This window comes from Phaeobacter italicus, from assembly GCF_001258055.1.
In the GTDB taxonomy this organism is placed as follows: Bacteria; Pseudomonadota; Alphaproteobacteria; order Rhodobacterales; family Rhodobacteraceae; genus Phaeobacter; species Phaeobacter italicus.
Map to the genome: position 1 here is coordinate 886,335 of NZ_CVRM01000011.1, position 18,806 is coordinate 905,140.

The following is an 18,806-nucleotide window of genomic DNA, read 5'->3' on the forward strand; positions in this document are numbered from 1 at the left end:
TCTGCTGTGCAGATCCGCTTACATGTGGATCACCCGGTCAAAGGCGTCCAGCACGCTTTCATGCATCATTTCGCTCAGCGTCGGGTGCGGGAAGACAGTGTTCATCAGGTCTTCTTCGGTGGTTTCCAGCTGACGGCCCACCACATAACCCTGGATCATCTCGGTCACTTCGGCACCGACCATATGGGCGCCCAGCAATTCACCGGTTTTGGCGTCGAAGATGGTTTTGACCATACCCTCTGGCTCACCCAGCGCGATGGCTTTGCCGTTGCCGATAAAGGGGAAGCGCCCGACCTTGATATCGTAGCCCAGTTCCTTGGCCTTCGCCTCGGTATAACCGACAGAGGCAACCTGCGGATGGCAATAGGTGCAGCCTGCGATGCTCTCGGGTTTTACCGGATGGGCGTGCTTGCCTGCGATCAGCTCTGCCACCATGACGCCCTCGTGCGATGCCTTATGGGCCAGCCAGGGGGCACCCGCGATATCACCGATGGCATAAAGTCCATCAACACCGGTGCGGCAGAATTCGTCAGTTACCACATGGGTGCGGTCGATCTTGACGCCCAGACCTTCCAGCCCCAGCCCTTCGACGTTGCCGACGATGCCCACGGCAGAGATCACGGTGTCGAATTCCTGCTTCTCGACCTTGCCGCCAACCTCGATATGGGCCGTTACCTTGCCCTTACCGCGATCCAGCTGCTTGACCATGGCTTTCTCCATGATCTTCATGCCCTGTTTGACAAAGGCCTTCTTGGCAAAGGCGGAGATTTCCGCATCCTCAACCGGCAGCACCCGGTCCATGACTTCGACAACGGTCGTGTCGGCGCCAAGCGTGTTGTAGAAGCTGGCGAATTCGATGCCGATCGCGCCAGAGCCGATCACCAGGAGTTTCTTCGGCATGCGGACAGGCTGCAGCGCGTGCTTGTAGGTCCAGACCAGATCGCCGTCCGCTTCCAGCCCCGGCAGTTCCCGTGCGCGCGCGCCGGTGGCCAGAACGATATTCTTGCCCGACAGCTCCTGCGTGCCCTTGTCGGTCTTGACCGACACCTTGCCCTTGGCGGGGATCGTTGCCTCGCCCATCACCACATCGATCTTGTTCTTCTTCATCAGGTGGCCGATGCCCGAAGACAGCTGTTTTGCCACCCCGCGCGAGCGTTTCACCACCGCGTCAAGATCATAGCCGATGTTTTCCGCCTTCAGGCCGAAATCCTTGGCCCGTTCCATCAGGTGGAACACCTCGGAGGAGCGCAGCAATGCCTTGGTCGGGATGCACCCCCAGTTCAGGCAGATGCCGCCCATGTGCTCGCGCTCGACCACGCAGGTCTTCAGGCCAAGCTGCGCTGCCCGGATGGCAGCCACATAGCCGCCGGGGCCTGCGCCGATTACGATCACGTCATAGGTTTCTGCGGCCATGGTGGTTCCTCGCCAAACTGGATCAAAAACTAGTTTACCGTTAAACTAATTTTCTCTGCACTGCAATCACCCACATGCCGCTGCGGCAATGACGCAAAATGCCCCTGTTGGACGCGCGGCGCAAAGACGCCTTTGCCCCCTCGGCAACCTGTGGATGCAGGAACCATGCCAGCGCCCCTGCCCGCATTCAAGGCCCCCAATCAACCGCGGCGCCCCCTCCTTGTGGCTGCTGGCGGGTTGTCGCCGCGCGATGACCAAACAAAACCCCGCACCCATAAGGATGCGGGGGAAAGATGCTGTCGCTGTTTTTGGCAGGGTCAGCTGACGGCCTGCAGGCTCCGCACGGTGCTGCCGTAACCGCCTGCCATCACATAATCCATTTCAGGTGCCGTGCTGGAGCGATCGAGCGCCTCGTTGCGATAGGGGAAGCGACCAAACAGCCGGATCACCTCGCGGTGGGCCCGCGCATGCAGCAGGTTCGACGCCCCGCTAAGCGGCATCCGCTCCAGCATCAGCCGGACACAGCGCTCTTGATCGCAGAGGTTCTCGGCATGCATGAGCGGAAGATAGAAGAACTGTCGCTCAGGCTCGGCGATCTTCATGTCCCAGGATTTGCTGATCGCGCATTTGGCAGAGGCAAGCGCCAGCGCGTCAGAGGCAAAGGCTGCCGCCTTGCCCCGGTACATGTTGCGGGGAAACTGATCCGTCAGGATGATATAGGCCAGCACACCCTCGGGGCCGCTGCGCCAATGGTTCAGTTTACCGGCACATGCGGCCTCCCAGGTGGTTTCAAACCGGGTGCGGATCTCTTGATCCAGCGCCTCATCCTGTTTGTACCAGCCCTGCTCGCCCACCGTGTTGAGCCAGAAGTCCAGGATTTCGTCGGGACCCGTCATTGGGAAGCCTCCAAAGATAACATCGTCCTGAAATTCAGTCCGTTTTGTGCATCTTTTACAATAGGCTTCCCGTCACGTTTTGCGTCAGACCCGACATCTTTGTGAAGATATGGGCGCGAAATCCACAGGTTAGCGCAATCAGCGCGCCTCTGCAGCGGCTTCGCTGGCGGCTTCCTGCTCTTCGATCTCGGTTTCGATGGCATATTCCTGAGCAAATTCCACCGCAACCGGAGAGGCCGTCGGCGACATCGGCGAAATCGTCCCGGTTTCCTCGGTCGGAATCGCGGCCCGCTGGGTCATCCGGTAGGTCGCGTAAATGCCAAGCGCCAGCAGCAGCACCGCCATGAACAGGAAGAAACCAGGCGCGCCAAACACCCCGTCCCCCATCAGCCAACCGGTGATGACCGGCCCCGCAACGGCACCAAGACCGTTGATGAACACCAGACCACCGGAGGCGGCGGGCATGTCATCGTAGTCGAGATAGTCGTTGGTATGGGCAATCAGCAGCGAATAAAGCGGGTTGGTCATGCCGCCAATCACAAAGGCCGCCGCCAGCAGGAAGAGAAAGTTTCCGCCCATCAGCATGGCAAACAACGCAGCACCACCCCCGCTTGCAGCCCCAAACAGGATCAGCACACGGCGGTCCATCCGGTCAGAGAACCAACCGAGCGGATATTGAAGCAGCAGCGCACCGACGTAGAAGGTCGCAACAAAGATCGAAATCTGGGTCAGGGTCAGCCCCGCAGATGCCGCATAAACCGCGCTCATGCCAAATTGGGCAGAGAAGACACCACCAAGCAGGAACATGCCCACACAGCCAAGCGGCGATGCCTTCATCAGGTTCTTCAGCGTCATCGGCTTGGTCGTATCAAACGCCGGGGTGGGCGAAATCGACAGCAGAATGGGCGCAAAGGAGACCGAAACCACAACGGACGCGATGACAAAGGTCTCATAACCAGCCGGGTCCGCAACCAGAAACAGGCCCTGCGCCGACACGATGCCGATCATCTGCACGATCATGTAAAGCGACAGCGCCTTTCCGCGGTTGGCGTTGTCAGACGCATTGTTCAGCCAGCTTTCGGCGGTCACATACACGCCAGAGAAACAGAAGCCGATAACAACGCGCCCCAGAACCCAGGCCCAGGGGCTGGTGATCGCAGGATACAGGATCATCACGGCTGAAATGAACGACGCAAGCGCCGCAAAGACCCGCACATGGCCAACCCGCCGGATCATTTCAGGCGCAAGGCGCGAGCCCCCAAGGAAGCCGACAAAATAGGCAGACATCACAAAAGACATCTCAAGGGTCGAAAACCCCTCGATATCGCCGCGCACACCCAAGAGCGTGCCCTGCAGGCCGTTGCCCACCATCAGCATGCCCATGCCCAACAACAAAGCCCATGCGCTCGAAAGAACCTGCCACATTGCCCGTCTCTCCTATGTCTTTCTCAGTCAACGACCATCTGATGGCCGCCCCGGCAAACGCCGGTCCAGTCTATGTCGATTGTCAAATCAGCGGCAAACCGCCCCGGCCCGCATCTGCGGGAATTTGATTGCAGTTTCATGACCCAACGCAAATTTCTGCACTCGATGAATGCCATTGGCTATCTGTGTCGCGCCTTTTCCAGTGAGGAACGCAGGGCGGGCACAGTTTGTTGCAGTCGGGGTCGGCTCTGGTGCGGATACATCATGCGGCATGGCCCGGTGGCCGGTGACAGGCCAAACATGCAGCCTGCCAAAATGGCAAAGGTCCAGCGCGCATCGGCGGGCCAGACCACGGCCGGATCACCTCCGGCTTTTCCACACTTCGCAGATCGCCATCCGCTCTTCTGTCAAACCCGCGTCTTCGCAGGGATCAAAAGCGACGCATCCCCGTAAGAGAAGAAGCGATATCGTTGTGACACCGCATGTTCATAAATCTCGCGGATCCGCTCCTGACCCATCAGCGCAGAGACCAGCATCATCAGCGTGGATTTCGGCAGGTGAAAGTTGGTCATCAATGCATCCGCGACGTTGAAGGTAAAGCCGGGGTAGATAAAGATATCCGTATCCCCTTCCCATGGCTCGATTGCACCGCTGCGCGCAGCGCTCTCGATCAGGCGCAGCGCCGTGGTGCCCACAGGGATCACCCGGCCACCAGCTGCCTTGGTCGCGGCGATCTCTGCGGCTGCGTCAGCGCTGACCCGCCCCCATTCAGAGTGCATCTTGTGGGTCGTCACATCCTCGACCTTGACCGGTAGGAACGTACCCGCCCCCACATGCAGCGTCACATAGCTGAAACTCACACCCATCTCGCGCAGCTGCGCCAGCAACGTCTCGTCGAAATGCAGCGAGGCCGTCGGAGCAGCCACCGCACCGGAATTACGCGCCCATACCGTCTGATAGTCGGTCTTGTCCTGCTCATCCGCTGCACGCTTTGCCGCGATATACGGCGGCAGCGGCATCGCTCCGGCCTCTGCCAGCGCAGTGTCAAAGTCATCGCCGCTCAGATTGAATGCCAGATAGCCCTGCCCGTCCTCTACACGGTCCAGACGTGCGCTCAATTGATCGGAAAAGATGATCTCTTCACCCAGCTTCACCTTCTTCAAAGGCTTCAAAAGCGCGCTCCAGCTGCCATCGGCACCAGGTTCCAACAAGGTAACTTCGACCTTCGCGGCCATCGGCCCCTGTGCGGTGTCGCGATGACGTTGCCCGCTCAGCCGCGCCGGGATCACCTTGGTGTCATTCAAAACCAGCCGGTCGCCAGGCCGCAGCCATTGGCCCAGATCGGCAACGGTTGCATCACTGATCTGATCTGCCTCGGCCACAAGAAGGCGGGCAGAAGTCCGCGGCACCGCCGGGCGTGTCGCAATCAGATCGTCGGGCAGGTCAAAATCAAAATCACTGAGTTTCATGAGCCGCCATATAGGGTGTTGTCCTGCGCTTGGCCAACAGGTTTTCACAGCCCCTCCAACGCGGCCATGTCTCTCACTTTCACAGGGCTTAACGATCCTCGCCCGGAGAGACAGAGTAAGGCGGCTTCACCTCTTCTGTGCTTGGCGGGGATGGTTCTGCAGGCTCCTGCCCGGCAAGACTTGGCGCGGGGCCGCGAAACAGTTCACGGAACATGCCAGGTGCAAGACCCGACAATGGGTTGACCTGCACCTTCGGGTCGTCAGCGGTCCCCTTGAGAGTAAAGGAGAATCCGATCAGCCCCTCCCCCTTGCGGGTGAGAACGCTGCCGATCGCATTCAGGATATAGACGGGCGACAATACCCCCCGCATGTTCAACGCGCTTGTCTTCAGGTCGTAGTTGCCATCCATCGACAAGCCGATCGACGGGCCCACTGCACTACTTTCGCGCACGATGAGATGGGTCGCCCCAAGGCGAAAGTTCGCTTCGACCGTGGTGAACAGGATCCCCTGACCGGCCAGAACATCCACAAGCCCCACAAGGCTGAGCGCGTTGACAAGGGCCGCCATGGAAGGGGCGTCCTTGATCCGGGTGTTCCGCACAAGGATCTGACCGTCGTATTCTCCCGGCTGGCCCGGAGCGGGCACCAGTGACATGTCGAAACTCCCACCCGAGCCATGCCGCAGCACACCCGCTGCACGGAACACGCCGCCTGCATCCTCTGACTGGATACGCGTGGCGAACCCACCGTCCTTTGGCACCACCACACCGCTGACGCGGGTTTGGCCATTCAGCGCGGCAGTGAAATCGCCGTTCAGCCCCCCAGTGGTGGAAAACCGCCCCTGAAACCCGGTGAGCGCGATGCTGTCGGTGACCTGCATGCGATCAAGAGAAAGCGTGATCGGACCAGATGCGCCAGCCGAACCGCCCCCACCAGCACCGCCCCCATCCGGCATCTGCCGCAGGTCAAGCACACCGCTCAGCACGTTGATGGCAGGCGCCCGCCCACCGCGACCAATCAGATCGACGGCGCCCCGGAACCAGTTGCGCAGATTGACGGCGCCAAAACGCGCACGCTCCAGCCCGCCGTTGTCCGCGAGACTTACAGTGCCTTCCGCCACCAGTCCCGCCGCATCTAGCCGCAGCGCATCCACGCGCGGGGGCTCTGCCAGCGTCGCCTCAAGCGCGAGACGCCCTGTCCCCCCCTCGCCCAACTGCCAGCTGAGCGCAGGAATGCGCAGCCCCAGACCGGCCAGATCGCTGGTCAAGCTCAGCTTTGGCGCTGCCCCCTTGGCGATGACAACCTCATATTGCCCGTCTCCCTCGCCAAAGACGGATCCCGCAGGCAGACCGATATTGAGCGCATCAACCGTATTCGGTGACAGCTCGACTGTGCCGCTGATGCGAACGGGGACCGCCGCGCCACCGCCCTCCTGAGAGCTGAGCGCAGGGCCAACCGGATGGCGCCATCGTGCGGTCGCAGGCACCCCGGACAAAGCCCCCGCACCCTCGATCAGCACATGATCCTGATCACCGCTGATGGCCAGCTCCCGCGCAGACAGGGACTGACCCGGCACCAGCGTATCACTGCCGACATTCCGGATCCGGCCGGTGTAGTGATAGTCGATTTCCTCTGGCGCAAGCCCCTGACGCAGCGCCAGCGACAGCGTCCCGCCGAGCGCAACCTGACCATCCGCGATGTCCACCGGCAGGTTCGCCTTGTCCATCACTTTCAAAGGTTCGCGGTTCAGCAGCGACAGGGCCGCGGTGACCGACCCGTTTGCAACGATCCGCGCAATCCCCGGCGCCCCATCCTTGACCGATGTGTCGGGAATGATGAACGAGGTGCCGGCCGCATCCACACGCCCGCCCTGATCGGCAGTGACCCAGCCCTTGGTCGCCATAACCACCAGGCGATTGCCATAAAGGCTGAACTGACCCGACGCATCCCGCAAAGGGGGCAGCGACTTCTGGAATTTGACCGCAGCATCCTCGAACGCAAGATCCAGATAGACGAACGGTTTTTGCGCACCACTGCCGCGCAGCGCAAAATTGACGTCCCGCGCATAGCCTTCCAGCAGATTTTCCTGCACCCATTCGCGCGGTTTCGGGGGGGCTGTCAGGGGCCAGACCTGTTTGACCCGCTCGGCAGAGATCCTGTTGGCCGACCCGTTGAGCGCATATTCCCATCCGCCCTCATCTGCGGTGATCTGACCATCCAGAAGGATCCGGGTTTCACCGTCCCGCACCAGCATTTCGCCAAGCCGCAGGCGGAAGGGGTCCATTTCGAGTTTGAAATCCGCGCTCACCCCCTGCAGATCCACGGGCACCTGAAACAGGCGGTCATCGTTGAGGTTGAGATCCTGAAACCGCAGCTGCCCCACCAAATCGGTGAGCTGGCCATCCTCGACCCCCATCAGCCGCGCGCGCCCCTCCATCGCGCCAGAGCCCCAGCCGGTATTCACCGATAGTTCGTTGAACTGCAGCTCCTGCACGTCGGGCAGATAGGTAAAGTAGCTCTGCGCGCCGTTGATCGGAACGGGCCGTGCGGTCGGGGTCGGCTGGATCACGCCCTCCCCGATCTGCAAACTGGCCGAGAGCGGCAACAGCCCGCCATCTGCCGCGACCCCACCACGCAACGAGCCCGAGATCGGCGCACGCAGCGGCTCCAGCCAGCCAAGGGCCGCTGACTGCGCCGCGATATCTTCGCTGGCGACTGAATCGATCAGGATGCCAAACTCAGCCGCCTTGGAGCCAATGGCCGACGCATAATTGGCCTCGACAGATCCGACATAGCCCCGACCACTGAGAATGGAAAAAACACCTGCAAGGTCAATGTCCTGCCCCACGCGGCTCATCCGGACGCTGCCGCCATCCAAGGTCCAGACGCGCCCCAACCGGTCGTCTTCATAACGCAGGGTCAGCGCCTCGGTCTCGACGGAAATCAGCGCTGACAGGACTGGCAGCTCCAGCTGGCTTTCCCATTGTTCGATCAGATCCGCAAGGTTCGCCGCCTGCCGCAGCGGCGCCTCTCCCTCGGCCAGGCTGAGCTGCAGGCTGCCGTCTGCGCCGCGCCGCAAGGTGCCAAACAAACCGCTGAGACTGATGGACTTGGGCCGGACCTGCCCCCGCAACAACGGACGCATCGCCAAAGAGGCCTGCGCATCCGCAAGCCGCGCGACCCGCGCACCGTTTTCATCGCGCAATGTCACGTCCCGCAGGCTGACGCGCGGTCGCCAGCCCCGGTTCACCACCAGATGAATGCCACCAAATTCGATGGTCAGCCCGCCAAGGTGCTGCTCAATCCGGCGCTCTACCCGCTCACGCAACCAGTCAGGCGCGTTAAAGCGCGTGTCCATTCCGAGATAGACGAAACTGCCGAACAGCAGGGCAAAACCCACCGCAACAACCGTGACCCCCCGCAGGATCCTGTGGCCGATCCCACGTCTGCGGCGCGCAGGTTTCAGGGGCGGTTGCCGCGCAGGATCTTCTGCTTCGACGCGGGCGGCGATATCACCGGCTCCAATCCCGTCCCCATCGCCCGGCCCCTCTAGAGGTGTTGCAACCGCGGCAGGCTCGGCCTGCTCCGGTGCCCCGTCAACCACACTGGCAGGGTCGACAAACTCCAGCTCAGGCGGAGCAACAGGCACCGCCACGGCAACCTCCTCCGCGCCCCTGTCAGGGGCCGGATCACGCGCCGTGTCAGCAGCCGCGTCGGTTGCCGTCTCCTTCGTCACCTGCGAAGGATCGGCCGCTTTGGATGAGGCCGGTTTAATCCTTGCTTTCCCTTTGCCCGTGATGGCCTATGTATGGCACGCAAACCCTGCGAAACCGTTTGGAGACCTCAATAATGCTCGCTCCCAAAGACCCTGCGCCCCTGTTCACACTGCCCCGCGACGGCGGCGAAACCGTCTCGCTTGAGGCATTGCGCGGCAAGGCCGTCGTCCTGTTCTTCTATCCGCGCGATGATACCCCGGGCTGCACCAAGGAATCCATCGGATTTTCAGAGCATCTGCAGGCCTTTGCCGATGCCGGGGCGCTGGTTTACGGCATCTCCAAGGATCCGGTCGCAAAACACGACAAATTCGTCGCCAAACACAGCCTCACGACGCCGCTTCTGTCTGACGCAGACGGCACCACCTGCGAGGACTATGGCGTCTGGAAAGAAAAGAACATGTACGGCAAGAAACATTGGGGGATTGAGCGTTCGACCTTCCTGATCGACGCCGAGGGAAATATCGCCCAGATCTGGCGCAAGGTTAAGGTCGATGGCCATGTTGCCGAGGTTCTGGAGGCCGCAAAGGCGCTCTGATCGCGTCAAATCCCTGACCTCTGCGCCGCGTCACTGCGCAGAGGCACCAATCCGCTTGCAGCTCAGCGCGCCGGGTGGCAGGGAATGGCCCCATCCAGCCAAGACCAGAACACCGCCGAAACGGACCCGACACCATGACCAGCGCCGCCACCTCGAACCAAGCAGACACGCCCCCCCTCAGCCTTGCGCAGATGGCGCAGGAGGTGCTGACAACCGCGGACGGACGCGAGAAAACCGCCCTGTCCCGCCGCCACGCCGCGCGCTGGTTTGCCTATCGTAATGGAGATGCGCCCCAGATCGACATCGGCACGGCCAACCCACCGCTGCACCCTGCGCGCCCGGACAAACCCGAACTTCTGAACCCCCGCGATGTGCCCCGTCGCCGTCCCGGATCCGAGGCCGGTCGCAAGGCGCTTCTGCATGCGGTGGCCCATATCGAACTGAACGCCGTTGATCTCCATTGGGATATCATCGCGCGGTTTTCGCATGTCCCGATGCCGCTTGGCTTCTTTGATGACTGGGTTAAGGCAGCTGACGAAGAATCCAAACATTTCAATCTGATGTGTGACTGCCTTGAAGCGCTCGGCAGCTTCTATGGCGACCTTCCTGCCCATGCAGGCATGTGGCGCGCAGCCGAAGACACCGCCGAGGATCTGATGGGCAGATTGGCCGTCGTGCCGATGGTGCTCGAGGCGCGCGGACTGGATGTTACCCCAGGCATGATCGAAATTTTCCGCAAGGCCAACCTGACCCAGGCGGTTGACGCGCTGGAGGTGATTTATGCCGAAGAGGTAAGCCACGTCGCCTATGGGTCCAAGTGGTTCCATTTTTTGTGCGGGCGCGACAACCTCGACCCCAAGGAGGTCTTCCACCAGCTTGTCGGAAAATACTTCCACGGCCATCTGAAGCCCCCGTTCAACGAGGAAAAACGCGCCGAAGCCGGTTTGCCACCGGATTTCTACTGGCCGCTCGCGGACGAAATCCCCGAAAAACCCGCTGCCCTGCGCTGACCTGCACGCGGCATCAAACGCCGATCGAACCGCCAGCAGGCACTGGAAACGACCCAAAAATGGGCATGGACATGATAGGCGTGCCACGCGCCTTGCCTGTGTCCCGTCTTTGCCCGCACCCGCGACCGGCAGCCTGTGGATAAGCGGATTTTCGCTGATATCCCCGCCAATTGCGCCGCCGCCCGCCAGCAAGGGCCGCGCAACCGCCCTGCACTGGGTCAACAGGCTTGCCCAATTGGACCCGGCTGGCTATTCCCTTTCGCCATGGCGTGGTCTGACCCGCGCCGGATGCAGCGGCATTGGCCTGTTGCCGCCCGGCGGCACAGACCAGACCGAGGAGGACTGCATACGCGAGGATTTGGCCGCAGCGGGACCTGCGCCATGTCGCGTTGTCCTGTCTGGTGCCTCACGCATCCGCGACTTCGGCCGACCTGAGGGATGGCCAAAAGACTGGGACAAGACAGGGATCAAAGCGTGCGCACACGTCTGGCGATCAAAATTCACTCGTTTCTCGAACGCCGTTTTCCGGAACGGCGCGTCTTTCTGAAATCCGACTCTGACACGCGGTTCATCCGCCTGCGCTCTGAAACCCAGCTGCTTGCTTTTGTGGGCATCGCGGCCTTTGTCGCCTGGTCGATTGTCGCAACCGCCATCGTCTTGATGGACAGCATCGGGTCCGGGAATTTCCGCGAACAGGCCAAGCGCGATCAGATCACCTATCGCGCCCGTCTCAATGCCTTGTCCGTCGAACGCGATGACCGCGCGGCAGAGGCGCTGGCTGCGCAGGAACGGTTTAACGCTGCCCTTACGCAGATTTCGGTGATGCAATCCGAACTGCTGGCCTCTGAAACCCGGCGCCGCGAGCTGGAAACCGGCATCGAAGTGATCCAGACCACCCTGCGCAAAACCATGAAAGAGCGTGAAAACGCCCGCGAGGCGCTTGTGGCGCTGAAACAGGAAACCGCCGCCGACAGCCCTGCTCAGCTGATGGCGGCCAGCGCGCCTGTGCAAATGGGCTTCATGGCCGAGGCATTGGCGGAAACCGCAGCAGAACGCGATCAGATCGAGGCAGATGCACAATCGGCCCTTGATGAACGCGACGCACTGGAACTGGAACTGCGCCTGATGGACGAGCGCAACGACCAGATCTTCCGCCAGCTCGAAGAGGCGATGGAAATCTCCGTAGAGCCGCTGGACAAGATGTTCCGCAGCGCCGGCATGCCCACCGACCGGATCCTAGAACAGGTGCGACGCGGCTATAGCGGTCAGGGCGGTCCGCTGACCCCTTTATCCCTGTCCACTCGCGGTGAGGAACCCTCCCGCGAGGAAGTGCGCGCCAATGAGCTGCTGAAACAGATGGATCAGCTGAACCTCTATCGCCTGGCCGCACAAAAGGCGCCTTTTGCCGCACCGGTCAATCAGAACCTGGTCCGCCGCAGTTCCGGCTTTGGCTATCGCCGCGACCCCAAGACCGGCGGCCGCCGTTTGCACAAAGGCGCTGATTTTGCTGGCAGAACAGGCACCGACATCTATGCCACGGCGGATGGCGTCGTGACCCATGCAGGCTGGCAATCCGGCTATGGCAAGCTGGTCACAATCAAACATGCCTTCGGCATTGAGACGAAATATGCCCATAACTCCAACCTGCGTGTCAAAGTCGGCCAAAGGGTCTCGCGCGGGGATCACATTGCTGATATGGGTAACACCGGACGGTCCACCGGGACCCACCTCCATTACGAGGTCAGGGTCAACGGCCAACCCGTAAACCCCATGATCTATATCAAGGCTGCGAGAAATGTTTTCTAAGAGCAAAATCAACGAGCCCGGCCAGAAAACGGCTGAAGCAACCCCTGCGGCCCCCGCGCCGTCTTCGGCACCGGTGCCCCCTGCCAGCGATTTCAAGGCAACAGCCCCCAAGGCCAAACCGCCGGCCTCCGTGCTCAGCTCTGATCTGCACATCACCGGCAATCTCAAGACCACCGGCGATATCCAGGTCGAAGGCACCGTCGAAGGCGACATCCGCGCCCACCTGCTGACCATCGGCGAAAGCGCGACCATCAAGGGCGAAGTGACCGCCGATGACGTGGTGATCAACGGCCGTATCGTGGGCCGTGTACGTGGTCTGAAGGTCCGTCTGACCTCCACCGCGCGGGTCGAAGGCGACATCATCCACAAGACCATCGCCATCGAAAGCGGTGCGCATTTCGAGGGCTCTGTTCAGCGTCAGGACGATCCGCTGAACCCCGGCAAAGCCGCCGCCCCTCGCCCGGCTGCACCCGCCGCAGCCCCCGCTGCCGCACCGGCGCCCAAAGCCGAAGGCTGAGGAAAAGCAACATCAGGGCAACCGACCTGCACACTGCAGGGCGCTGGATGTCCCCCACAAGATCAAACGCCGCAGGCCCCCTGCGGCGTTTTGTTTTGAAATCCCCACATGTTGGGTGCAGTTTTCGATTTATTTTGTGAAAAGTTTACGATATCCCACAATTCAACCATAAGCGTTTACAGCTTCAAAACATTCGACTTTAGGAAATTTGGGAATGGTCAATATCGTCGTCACAGCGACCGCAAATTATGTGCCAGAGTACGACCTGTACAATCTTGATCTGGACGCTGTCCGGCTGGTCTCCACCACCTCTTCGGCCATCACCGCCGCGTTCGGGGACTTCAGCCTGACGCTGACGGGCTCTTTCCAATATGATTTCAATGGCGCGCTCACACAAAGCAGTGTGGTACGCGGGTTCTCGTTCCAGTACAGCGGCAGCCAGATCGTCACCGCGACAGGGTTCAGCCTGAGTGGCTATGACCTTTCCCGTTACGACTTTGCCACGCTGATCACACGCGAGATGGCAGGCGCCGACACCTTCACCTCCGCCTGGAACTCTGGCGAGTATATCGAAACGTTGGGCGGCAACGACACCATCCGCGCAGGAAGCGGAAACGATACCATCGATGGTGGCACGGGCTATGACACGGTGATGGTTCGGGCAACAGGTAACGAATGGTCGATCTCCTGGGGGTATTCCCGCGGGGTCGAGGTATCCTCCCCGGATGGCGAAGACACGCTTCTGAACGTCGAACGCGTTCAGTTCGAGGATCAAACCGCCCTCATCGCTGAAGGTGGCGCAGGCAACGACCGGTTGATCAGCACGCAGACAGTCATCGGAAATTCCCTTTGGGACATGATGAACGGTCGGGGCGGCGATGACACCATTCAGGGCGGTGGCGGCCGGGACTTTCTGATCGGAGAGCGCGGGAATGACCTGATCAAGGGTGGGGCCAATCACGACTACATTTCCGGCGGCGACGGCAACGACATCCTGCACGGCCAAGCTGGCAACGACAAAATCCGGGGGTTCAGCGGCAGTGACACCATCTATGGCGGTGCTGGCAACGACACGCTTTACGCTGACTTTGAAAACAGCGTCGACAGCGATTCCGCCGATCGCCTTTACGGGGGCGCTGGCAAGGACTTGCTGGTCGGCCAGCGCAGCGCTGACTACCTCAATGGCGGCATCGACAAGGACACGCTTCGCGGAGATGCAGGCCAGGACACGCTGCTTGGCGGAAACGGCTGGGATCGCCTCCTGGGTGGGGCTGACAGGGACCTCCTGCGTGGCGGCAATGGCCGCGATTACCTTGCCGGTCACAGTGGCGCTGACGTGCTGGACGGCGGCGCCCATGCTGACCGTCTTCTTGGTGGCGGCGGAAATGACACCCTCAAGGGTGGCACCGGCACCGACCTCCTGAATGGCGGCTCCGGCAACGATCTTCTGTTTGGCGGTGGTGGCAACGACACCCTTCTGGGTGGCACCGGGCGCGACCGACTACTGGGTCAGGCCGGGGATGATCAACTGACCGGCGGCGCCTATGCCGATACCTTTGTCTTCCACCAGGGCTATGGCAACGACACGATCACCGATTTCTCGGTTGGTCAGGACCGCATTCAGATCGGCCGTGGGGCGAATGGGCTGGATGATCTGACGTTCAACACCTCGGGTGATGACATCCAGATCACCTTTGCGGATGTGACAATTCTGGTCGAAAACACCACCCTGGCAGAGCTGGACAGTGCCGACAACTTCCTGTTCTGACGGACCCGGCCAGCCGCCGCATTGACCAGACCAAAGACATGCAAGGCGCCCCACAGCGGGCGCCTTTTGCCGTCGCAACCACCTGTTCTGCGCCCTCTGTGCAACAGGATGGGGCAACTGGTTAACAAAACATTAACGATGACTTTGTGAAAAAAGTGAACCGCTCTAGGGTCTTGCCAAAGCATCTTAAGGTGCAGCAGGCAAAGATCAGGGCAGACAATGGCACAAGTCACCGTTACAGCGGCGGCCAATACGGCACCGTCTTTTGATTTCTCATCCTTCGACTTCACCCAAGTCACGGTCCTGTCGGCCTCTGACACGCAGGTCGTTCTTGCCTCTGGCGTTCATGTACTGCGCTTTCAGGGGGTCCTTGGCTATGACGGCGCGGGCAATCTGACCCCGACAAGCACGGTTCACAGCTTCGAACTTTTTCACGACAGCAGCCTGCTGATCTCAGCAACCGATCTGATGCTGACCTCCGCCCAGATCGCCACCAGCAGTTTCGCAGAGCTGCTGCAGATCGGCCTTGCCGGGGATGACAGCTACACGTCCCATTGGAATGGTGGCGAGCGGATCATCACATTTGACGGCAATGACACCATCCGTGCAGGCAGCGGCGATGACACCATCTTTGGCGGCGCGGGGATCGACAGCTTTGTGATCACCCCCAGCCTGCCCGGCTACAGCTTTGCCTTCAATGACATCGTTGGTGCGACCGTGACCACCAGCGAAGGCCGCGACATGCTCTTTGGGGTAGAGATCCTGAAGATCGGTGGCCAGACGCTCCACCTGCGCGAAGGCAGCGATGGGGATGATCTGCTGACCAGCTCCATCAACGCCCCCCGTGGGATGCGCGACATGATCCACGGCCGCGACGGAGATGACACCATCACCGGCGGCGCAGGTCAGGATTTTCTCATTGGCGGCGCAGGACATGACCGTATCGCTGGCGGCAGCAACCATGACCTGATCGAAGGGGGCTTTGGCGATGACACATTGATCGGCAACAGCGGCCGCGATGTGGTGCGCGGTGATCACGGGGCTGATCTGCTGCTGGCTGGCAATGGCCGCGATCACCTGCTGGGCGGCGCTGGGTCTGATACGCTGGATGGAGGCCGCGGGCGCGACCACCTTGATGGCGGGGCTGACGCCGATCTCTTGCGCGCAGGCCAGGGCAACGACACGGTTCTGGGCGATGCTGGTGATGACACGCTCATGGGCAACAACGGCCGCGACGTGCTGCGTGGCGACGGTGGCGATGATCTGATCCTTGGTGGGCGCGGCGCAGACACGCTGTTTGGCAGCGACGGTGCGGACCGTTTGATCGGTCAGACAGGCAACGACCGCCTGACCGGTGGCAGCCATGCCGATACCTTTGTCTTCTCCCGCGGCCATGGCCACGACACCATCACCGATTTCCGCATTGGCGAAGACGTGATCGAAATCACCCGAGGCGCAAACGGACTGCAGCAACTGGGTTTTCAGGAACTGGGCGGTGACGTGCGCATTTCCTTTGCCAATGTATCCATCCTGGTAGAAAACGTGACGCTTTCCGACCTGATGGATGCGGATAATTTCCTGTTCTAACGGGGGCTTGGCTGATCTCAACTGCCAACGCGTGGCCCCACAGGTCAGCTGCACGAAAAAACGGCCCGCGCCCAATTGGGTGCAGGCCGTTTTTGTTTGTCTCGTGAACGGGACCGCTCAGACCGTCAGAGGTCAATCAGTCCCAATTCAGTCGCCCACAATTCAGTCGGTGACAGTCACGGTCTTCATCAGATCCGGCTGGCCGACAACGGCGCCATTGCCGCCGGTGCCGCGCTTGATCGCGTCAACCACATCCATGCCCTCGGTCACCTGACCCACAACGGTGTACTGACCGTTGAGGAAATGACCCGGTGCGAACATGATAAAGAACTGGGAATTCGCCGAGTTGGGGTTCTGCGAGCGGGCCATGCCGACCACGCCACGATCAAACGCCAGGTCCGAGAATTCGGCCGGCAGGTCGGGACGCTCGGAACCGCCACGGCCCGCGTAGCTCATGTTTTCGCCCAGCTTGCCGTATTGCACGTCGCCGGTCTGCGCCATGAAACCGTCGATCACCCGGTGGAACACCACGCCATCATACTGACCTTCTGCCGCCAGTGCGGTGATCTGCTCAACATGTTTGGGCGCAACATCCTCAAACAGGTCGATCTTGATGGTGCCATTGGCCTCCCCCTCGACCTGGATCTCCAGGCCAGAGGCAAAGGCAGGCCCTGCCGCAAGCAGAGCCACCAGAGACAGCGCCTTATGCATCAGCAGCCACCTTGACCGAGATCATGCGATCCGGGTTCGCAGGCGGCTCGCCACGGGTGATGGCATCGACATGTTCCATACCTTCGATCACACGGCCATAGACGGTGTACTGACGGTTAAGGAAATGGTTGTCCTTGAAGTTGATGAAGAACTGCGAGTTGGCCGAGTTCGGGTTGGCCGAACGTGCCGCACCAAGGGTGCCACGGTCATGGGGAATGCCAGAGAATTCCGCAGGCAGGTCTTTCTTGTCGGAGCCACCGGTGCCCGCCATACGCAGGTTAAAGCCGTCTTCCATGTCGCCGTGCTGCACGTCACCGGTTTGCGCCATAAAGCCATCGATCACCCGGTGGAAAGCCACGTTGTCATACTGACCTTCCCGCGCGAGCTCTTTCATCCGGTCACAGTGCATCGGCGCGATATCGGGCAGCAGCTCGATGACGACATTGCCGTCTTTCAGTTCGATGATGACGGTGTTTTCGGGATCTTTGATCTCGGCCATGAGGCCCTCCTGTTCTTTGCATTTGCCCGATAGTTAAGCCTCAAGCCCCAGATTGCCAAGGGAGCATTGCACAGCGCCATTGACTGAGCGGCAAAAAGCTCCGAAACATCGCGCCGACGCCACCGGGGCCAACAGGGTCCCGCGCGGCCACAGAGATGACGACAAACCACGACCAAAAAGGATACGACCATGGGCTGGAACGCACTCGACACGATGGACCTGACAGGCAAGCGCGTTCTGGTGCGCGTTGACATCAATGTCCCGGTGGAAGACGGCCGCGTCACCGACGCCACCCGCATCGAACGCGTCGCCCCCACGATCAAGGATATCCTGGCCGCAGGTGGCAAGCCGATCCTGCTGGCCCATTTCGGCCGCCCCAAGGGCAAGGTTGTCGAAGACATGTCCCTGCGCCCGCTGGTGCCTGCGCTTGAAACCGCCTTTGGCGCGCCGGTCACATTTGTCGCCGATTGCCGTGGCCCCGCTGCCGAAGCTGCCGTTGCCGCGCTGGCGGACGGGGCGGTTCTTTTGCTGGAAAACACCCGCTTCCATCCGGGTGAAGAAAAGAACGACGCAGATCTGGCCGCCGAAATGGCGCAACTGGGTGATATCTACTGCAACGACGCCTTTTCTGCCGCCCACCGCGCCCATGCCTCAACCGAAGCACTGGCGCGCCTGCTGCCCGCCTGTGCCGGCCGTCTGATGCAGGCCGAACTGACCGCGCTGGAATCCGCACTGGGCCAGCCAGAACGCCCGGTCACAGCTGTTGTTGGCGGCGCCAAGGTGTCGACCAAGCTGGAGCTTCTGGGCAATCTCGTCGGCAAGGTCGACAATCTGGTCATCGGCGGCGGCATGGCCAATACCTTCCTCGCGGCCCGTGGCATTGATGTTGGCAAATCGCTGTGTGAACACGACATGGCCGACACCGCCCGTGAGATCCTCGCCAAGGCAGAAGAGACCGGCTGCAAGATCCTGCTGCCCGTCGATGTCGTGGTCGCACGCGAGTTCAAGGCAGGCGCCGAAAACGAAACCGTAGCCGCCGATGCCTGCCCGGCCGATGCGATGATCCTTGATGCGGGCCCTGAAACCGTTGCTGCGGTGGCAGACACGCTTGCCAACTCCAAAACGCTGATCTGGAATGGCCCGATGGGCGCCTTTGAAATCGCGCCTTTTGATGCGGCCACCAATGCCGCCGCCCAACAGGCCGCCAGCCTGACCAAATCCGGCCAGCTCGTCAGCGTTGCAGGCGGTGGTGACACTGTAGCCGCCCTCAATCAGGCCGGTGCAGCGGCAGACTTCACCTATATCTCTACCGCAGGTGGAGCGTTCCTTGAGTGGATGGAAGGCAAAACCCTGCCCGGCGTCGCCGCTCTGGAAGGCTGAGGATCGAGGCCAAA

Annotated in this window: 14 protein-coding genes; 7 read left to right on the top strand and 7 right to left on the bottom strand. The window is 61.1% G+C overall.

From position 1 onward, the window contains the following. Window positions 1–18: 18 nt before the first annotated feature. From lpdA to NIT7645_RS07420, 5 genes are all read right to left on the bottom strand, one after another. Complete coding sequence (lpdA, locus tag NIT7645_RS07395) at window positions 19–1,413, bottom strand: dihydrolipoyl dehydrogenase (protein ID WP_008561191.1); 1,395 nt, start codon at window positions 1,411–1,413, stop codon at window positions 19–21. Between the two features lie 317 nt (window positions 1,414–1,730). Next, the gene (locus NIT7645_RS07400; protein ID WP_008562197.1) at window positions 1,731–2,309 is read right to left on the bottom strand and encodes a DUF924 family protein; all 579 of its coding nucleotides are present in this window, start codon (window positions 2,307–2,309) and stop codon (window positions 1,731–1,733) included. 138 nt (window positions 2,310–2,447) lie between these two features. Further along, window positions 2,448–3,734 (bottom strand): MFS transporter, encoded by a 1,287-nt coding sequence (locus tag NIT7645_RS07405; protein ID WP_008560712.1) that lies wholly within the window; start codon window positions 3,732–3,734, stop codon window positions 2,448–2,450. 407 nt (window positions 3,735–4,141) lie between these two features. Continuing rightward, complete coding sequence (gene queA, locus NIT7645_RS07415; RefSeq protein WP_008561222.1) at window positions 4,142–5,203, bottom strand: tRNA preQ1(34) S-adenosylmethionine ribosyltransferase-isomerase QueA; 1,062 nt, start codon at window positions 5,201–5,203, stop codon at window positions 4,142–4,144. A gap of 88 nt (window positions 5,204–5,291) precedes the next feature. Further along, entirely contained in the window at window positions 5,292–8,858 is a 3,567-nt protein-coding gene (locus tag NIT7645_RS07420; protein WP_050686480.1) for a YhdP family protein, read from the bottom strand. A 194-nt stretch (window positions 8,859–9,052) separates the two neighbouring features. On the opposite strand from NIT7645_RS07420, the gene NIT7645_RS07425 reads away from it, so the two are divergent. From NIT7645_RS07425 to NIT7645_RS07450, 6 genes are all read left to right on the top strand, one after another. Then, window positions 9,053–9,514 carry a peroxiredoxin gene (locus NIT7645_RS07425; protein ID WP_008558848.1) on the top strand — a complete coding sequence of 154 codons (462 nt, stop codon included), beginning with the start codon at window positions 9,053–9,055 and terminating at the stop codon, window positions 9,512–9,514. Between the two features lie 134 nt (window positions 9,515–9,648). Further along, window positions 9,649–10,524, top strand: coding sequence for a ferritin-like domain-containing protein (locus tag NIT7645_RS07430; protein WP_008561726.1), 876 nt, complete (start codon window positions 9,649–9,651; stop codon window positions 10,522–10,524). Between the two features lie 474 nt (window positions 10,525–10,998). After that, entirely contained in the window at window positions 10,999–12,330 is a 1,332-nt protein-coding gene (locus NIT7645_RS07435; protein ID WP_008561820.1) for a DUF5930 domain-containing protein, read from the top strand. Continuing rightward, a complete protein-coding gene (locus NIT7645_RS07440; protein WP_008560707.1) occupies window positions 12,320–12,847 on the top strand; it encodes a bactofilin family protein in 528 nt (175 codons plus the stop codon). Before NIT7645_RS07435 ends, NIT7645_RS07440 begins: the two co-directional genes overlap by 11 nt. A gap of 214 nt (window positions 12,848–13,061) precedes the next feature. After that, entirely contained in the window at window positions 13,062–14,615 is a 1,554-nt protein-coding gene (locus tag NIT7645_RS07445; protein WP_008559759.1) for a calcium-binding protein, read from the top strand. A 219-nt stretch (window positions 14,616–14,834) separates the two neighbouring features. Beyond that, the gene (locus tag NIT7645_RS07450) at window positions 14,835–16,202 is read left to right on the top strand and encodes a calcium-binding protein (RefSeq protein WP_008559795.1); all 1,368 of its coding nucleotides are present in this window, start codon (window positions 14,835–14,837) and stop codon (window positions 16,200–16,202) included. A gap of 162 nt (window positions 16,203–16,364) precedes the next feature. Here NIT7645_RS07450 and NIT7645_RS07455 read toward each other — a convergent pair whose 3' ends face one another. After that, on the bottom strand, window positions 16,365–16,913 hold the full coding sequence (locus tag NIT7645_RS07455; RefSeq protein WP_008561680.1) for a peptidylprolyl isomerase: 549 nt from the start codon (window positions 16,911–16,913) through the stop codon (window positions 16,365–16,367). Beyond that, window positions 16,906–17,412, bottom strand: a complete 507-nt coding sequence (locus NIT7645_RS07460; protein ID WP_008559671.1) for a peptidylprolyl isomerase — start codon at window positions 17,410–17,412, stop codon at window positions 16,906–16,908. Before NIT7645_RS07460 ends, NIT7645_RS07455 begins: the two co-directional genes overlap by 8 nt. Window positions 17,413–17,601: 189 nt before the next feature. Here NIT7645_RS07460 and NIT7645_RS07465 point away from each other — a divergent pair, with 189 nt between their 5' ends. Beyond that, complete coding sequence (locus NIT7645_RS07465) at window positions 17,602–18,792, top strand: phosphoglycerate kinase (RefSeq protein ID WP_008560767.1); 1,191 nt, start codon at window positions 17,602–17,604, stop codon at window positions 18,790–18,792. The last annotated feature ends 14 nt before the right edge of the window (window positions 18,793–18,806 follow it).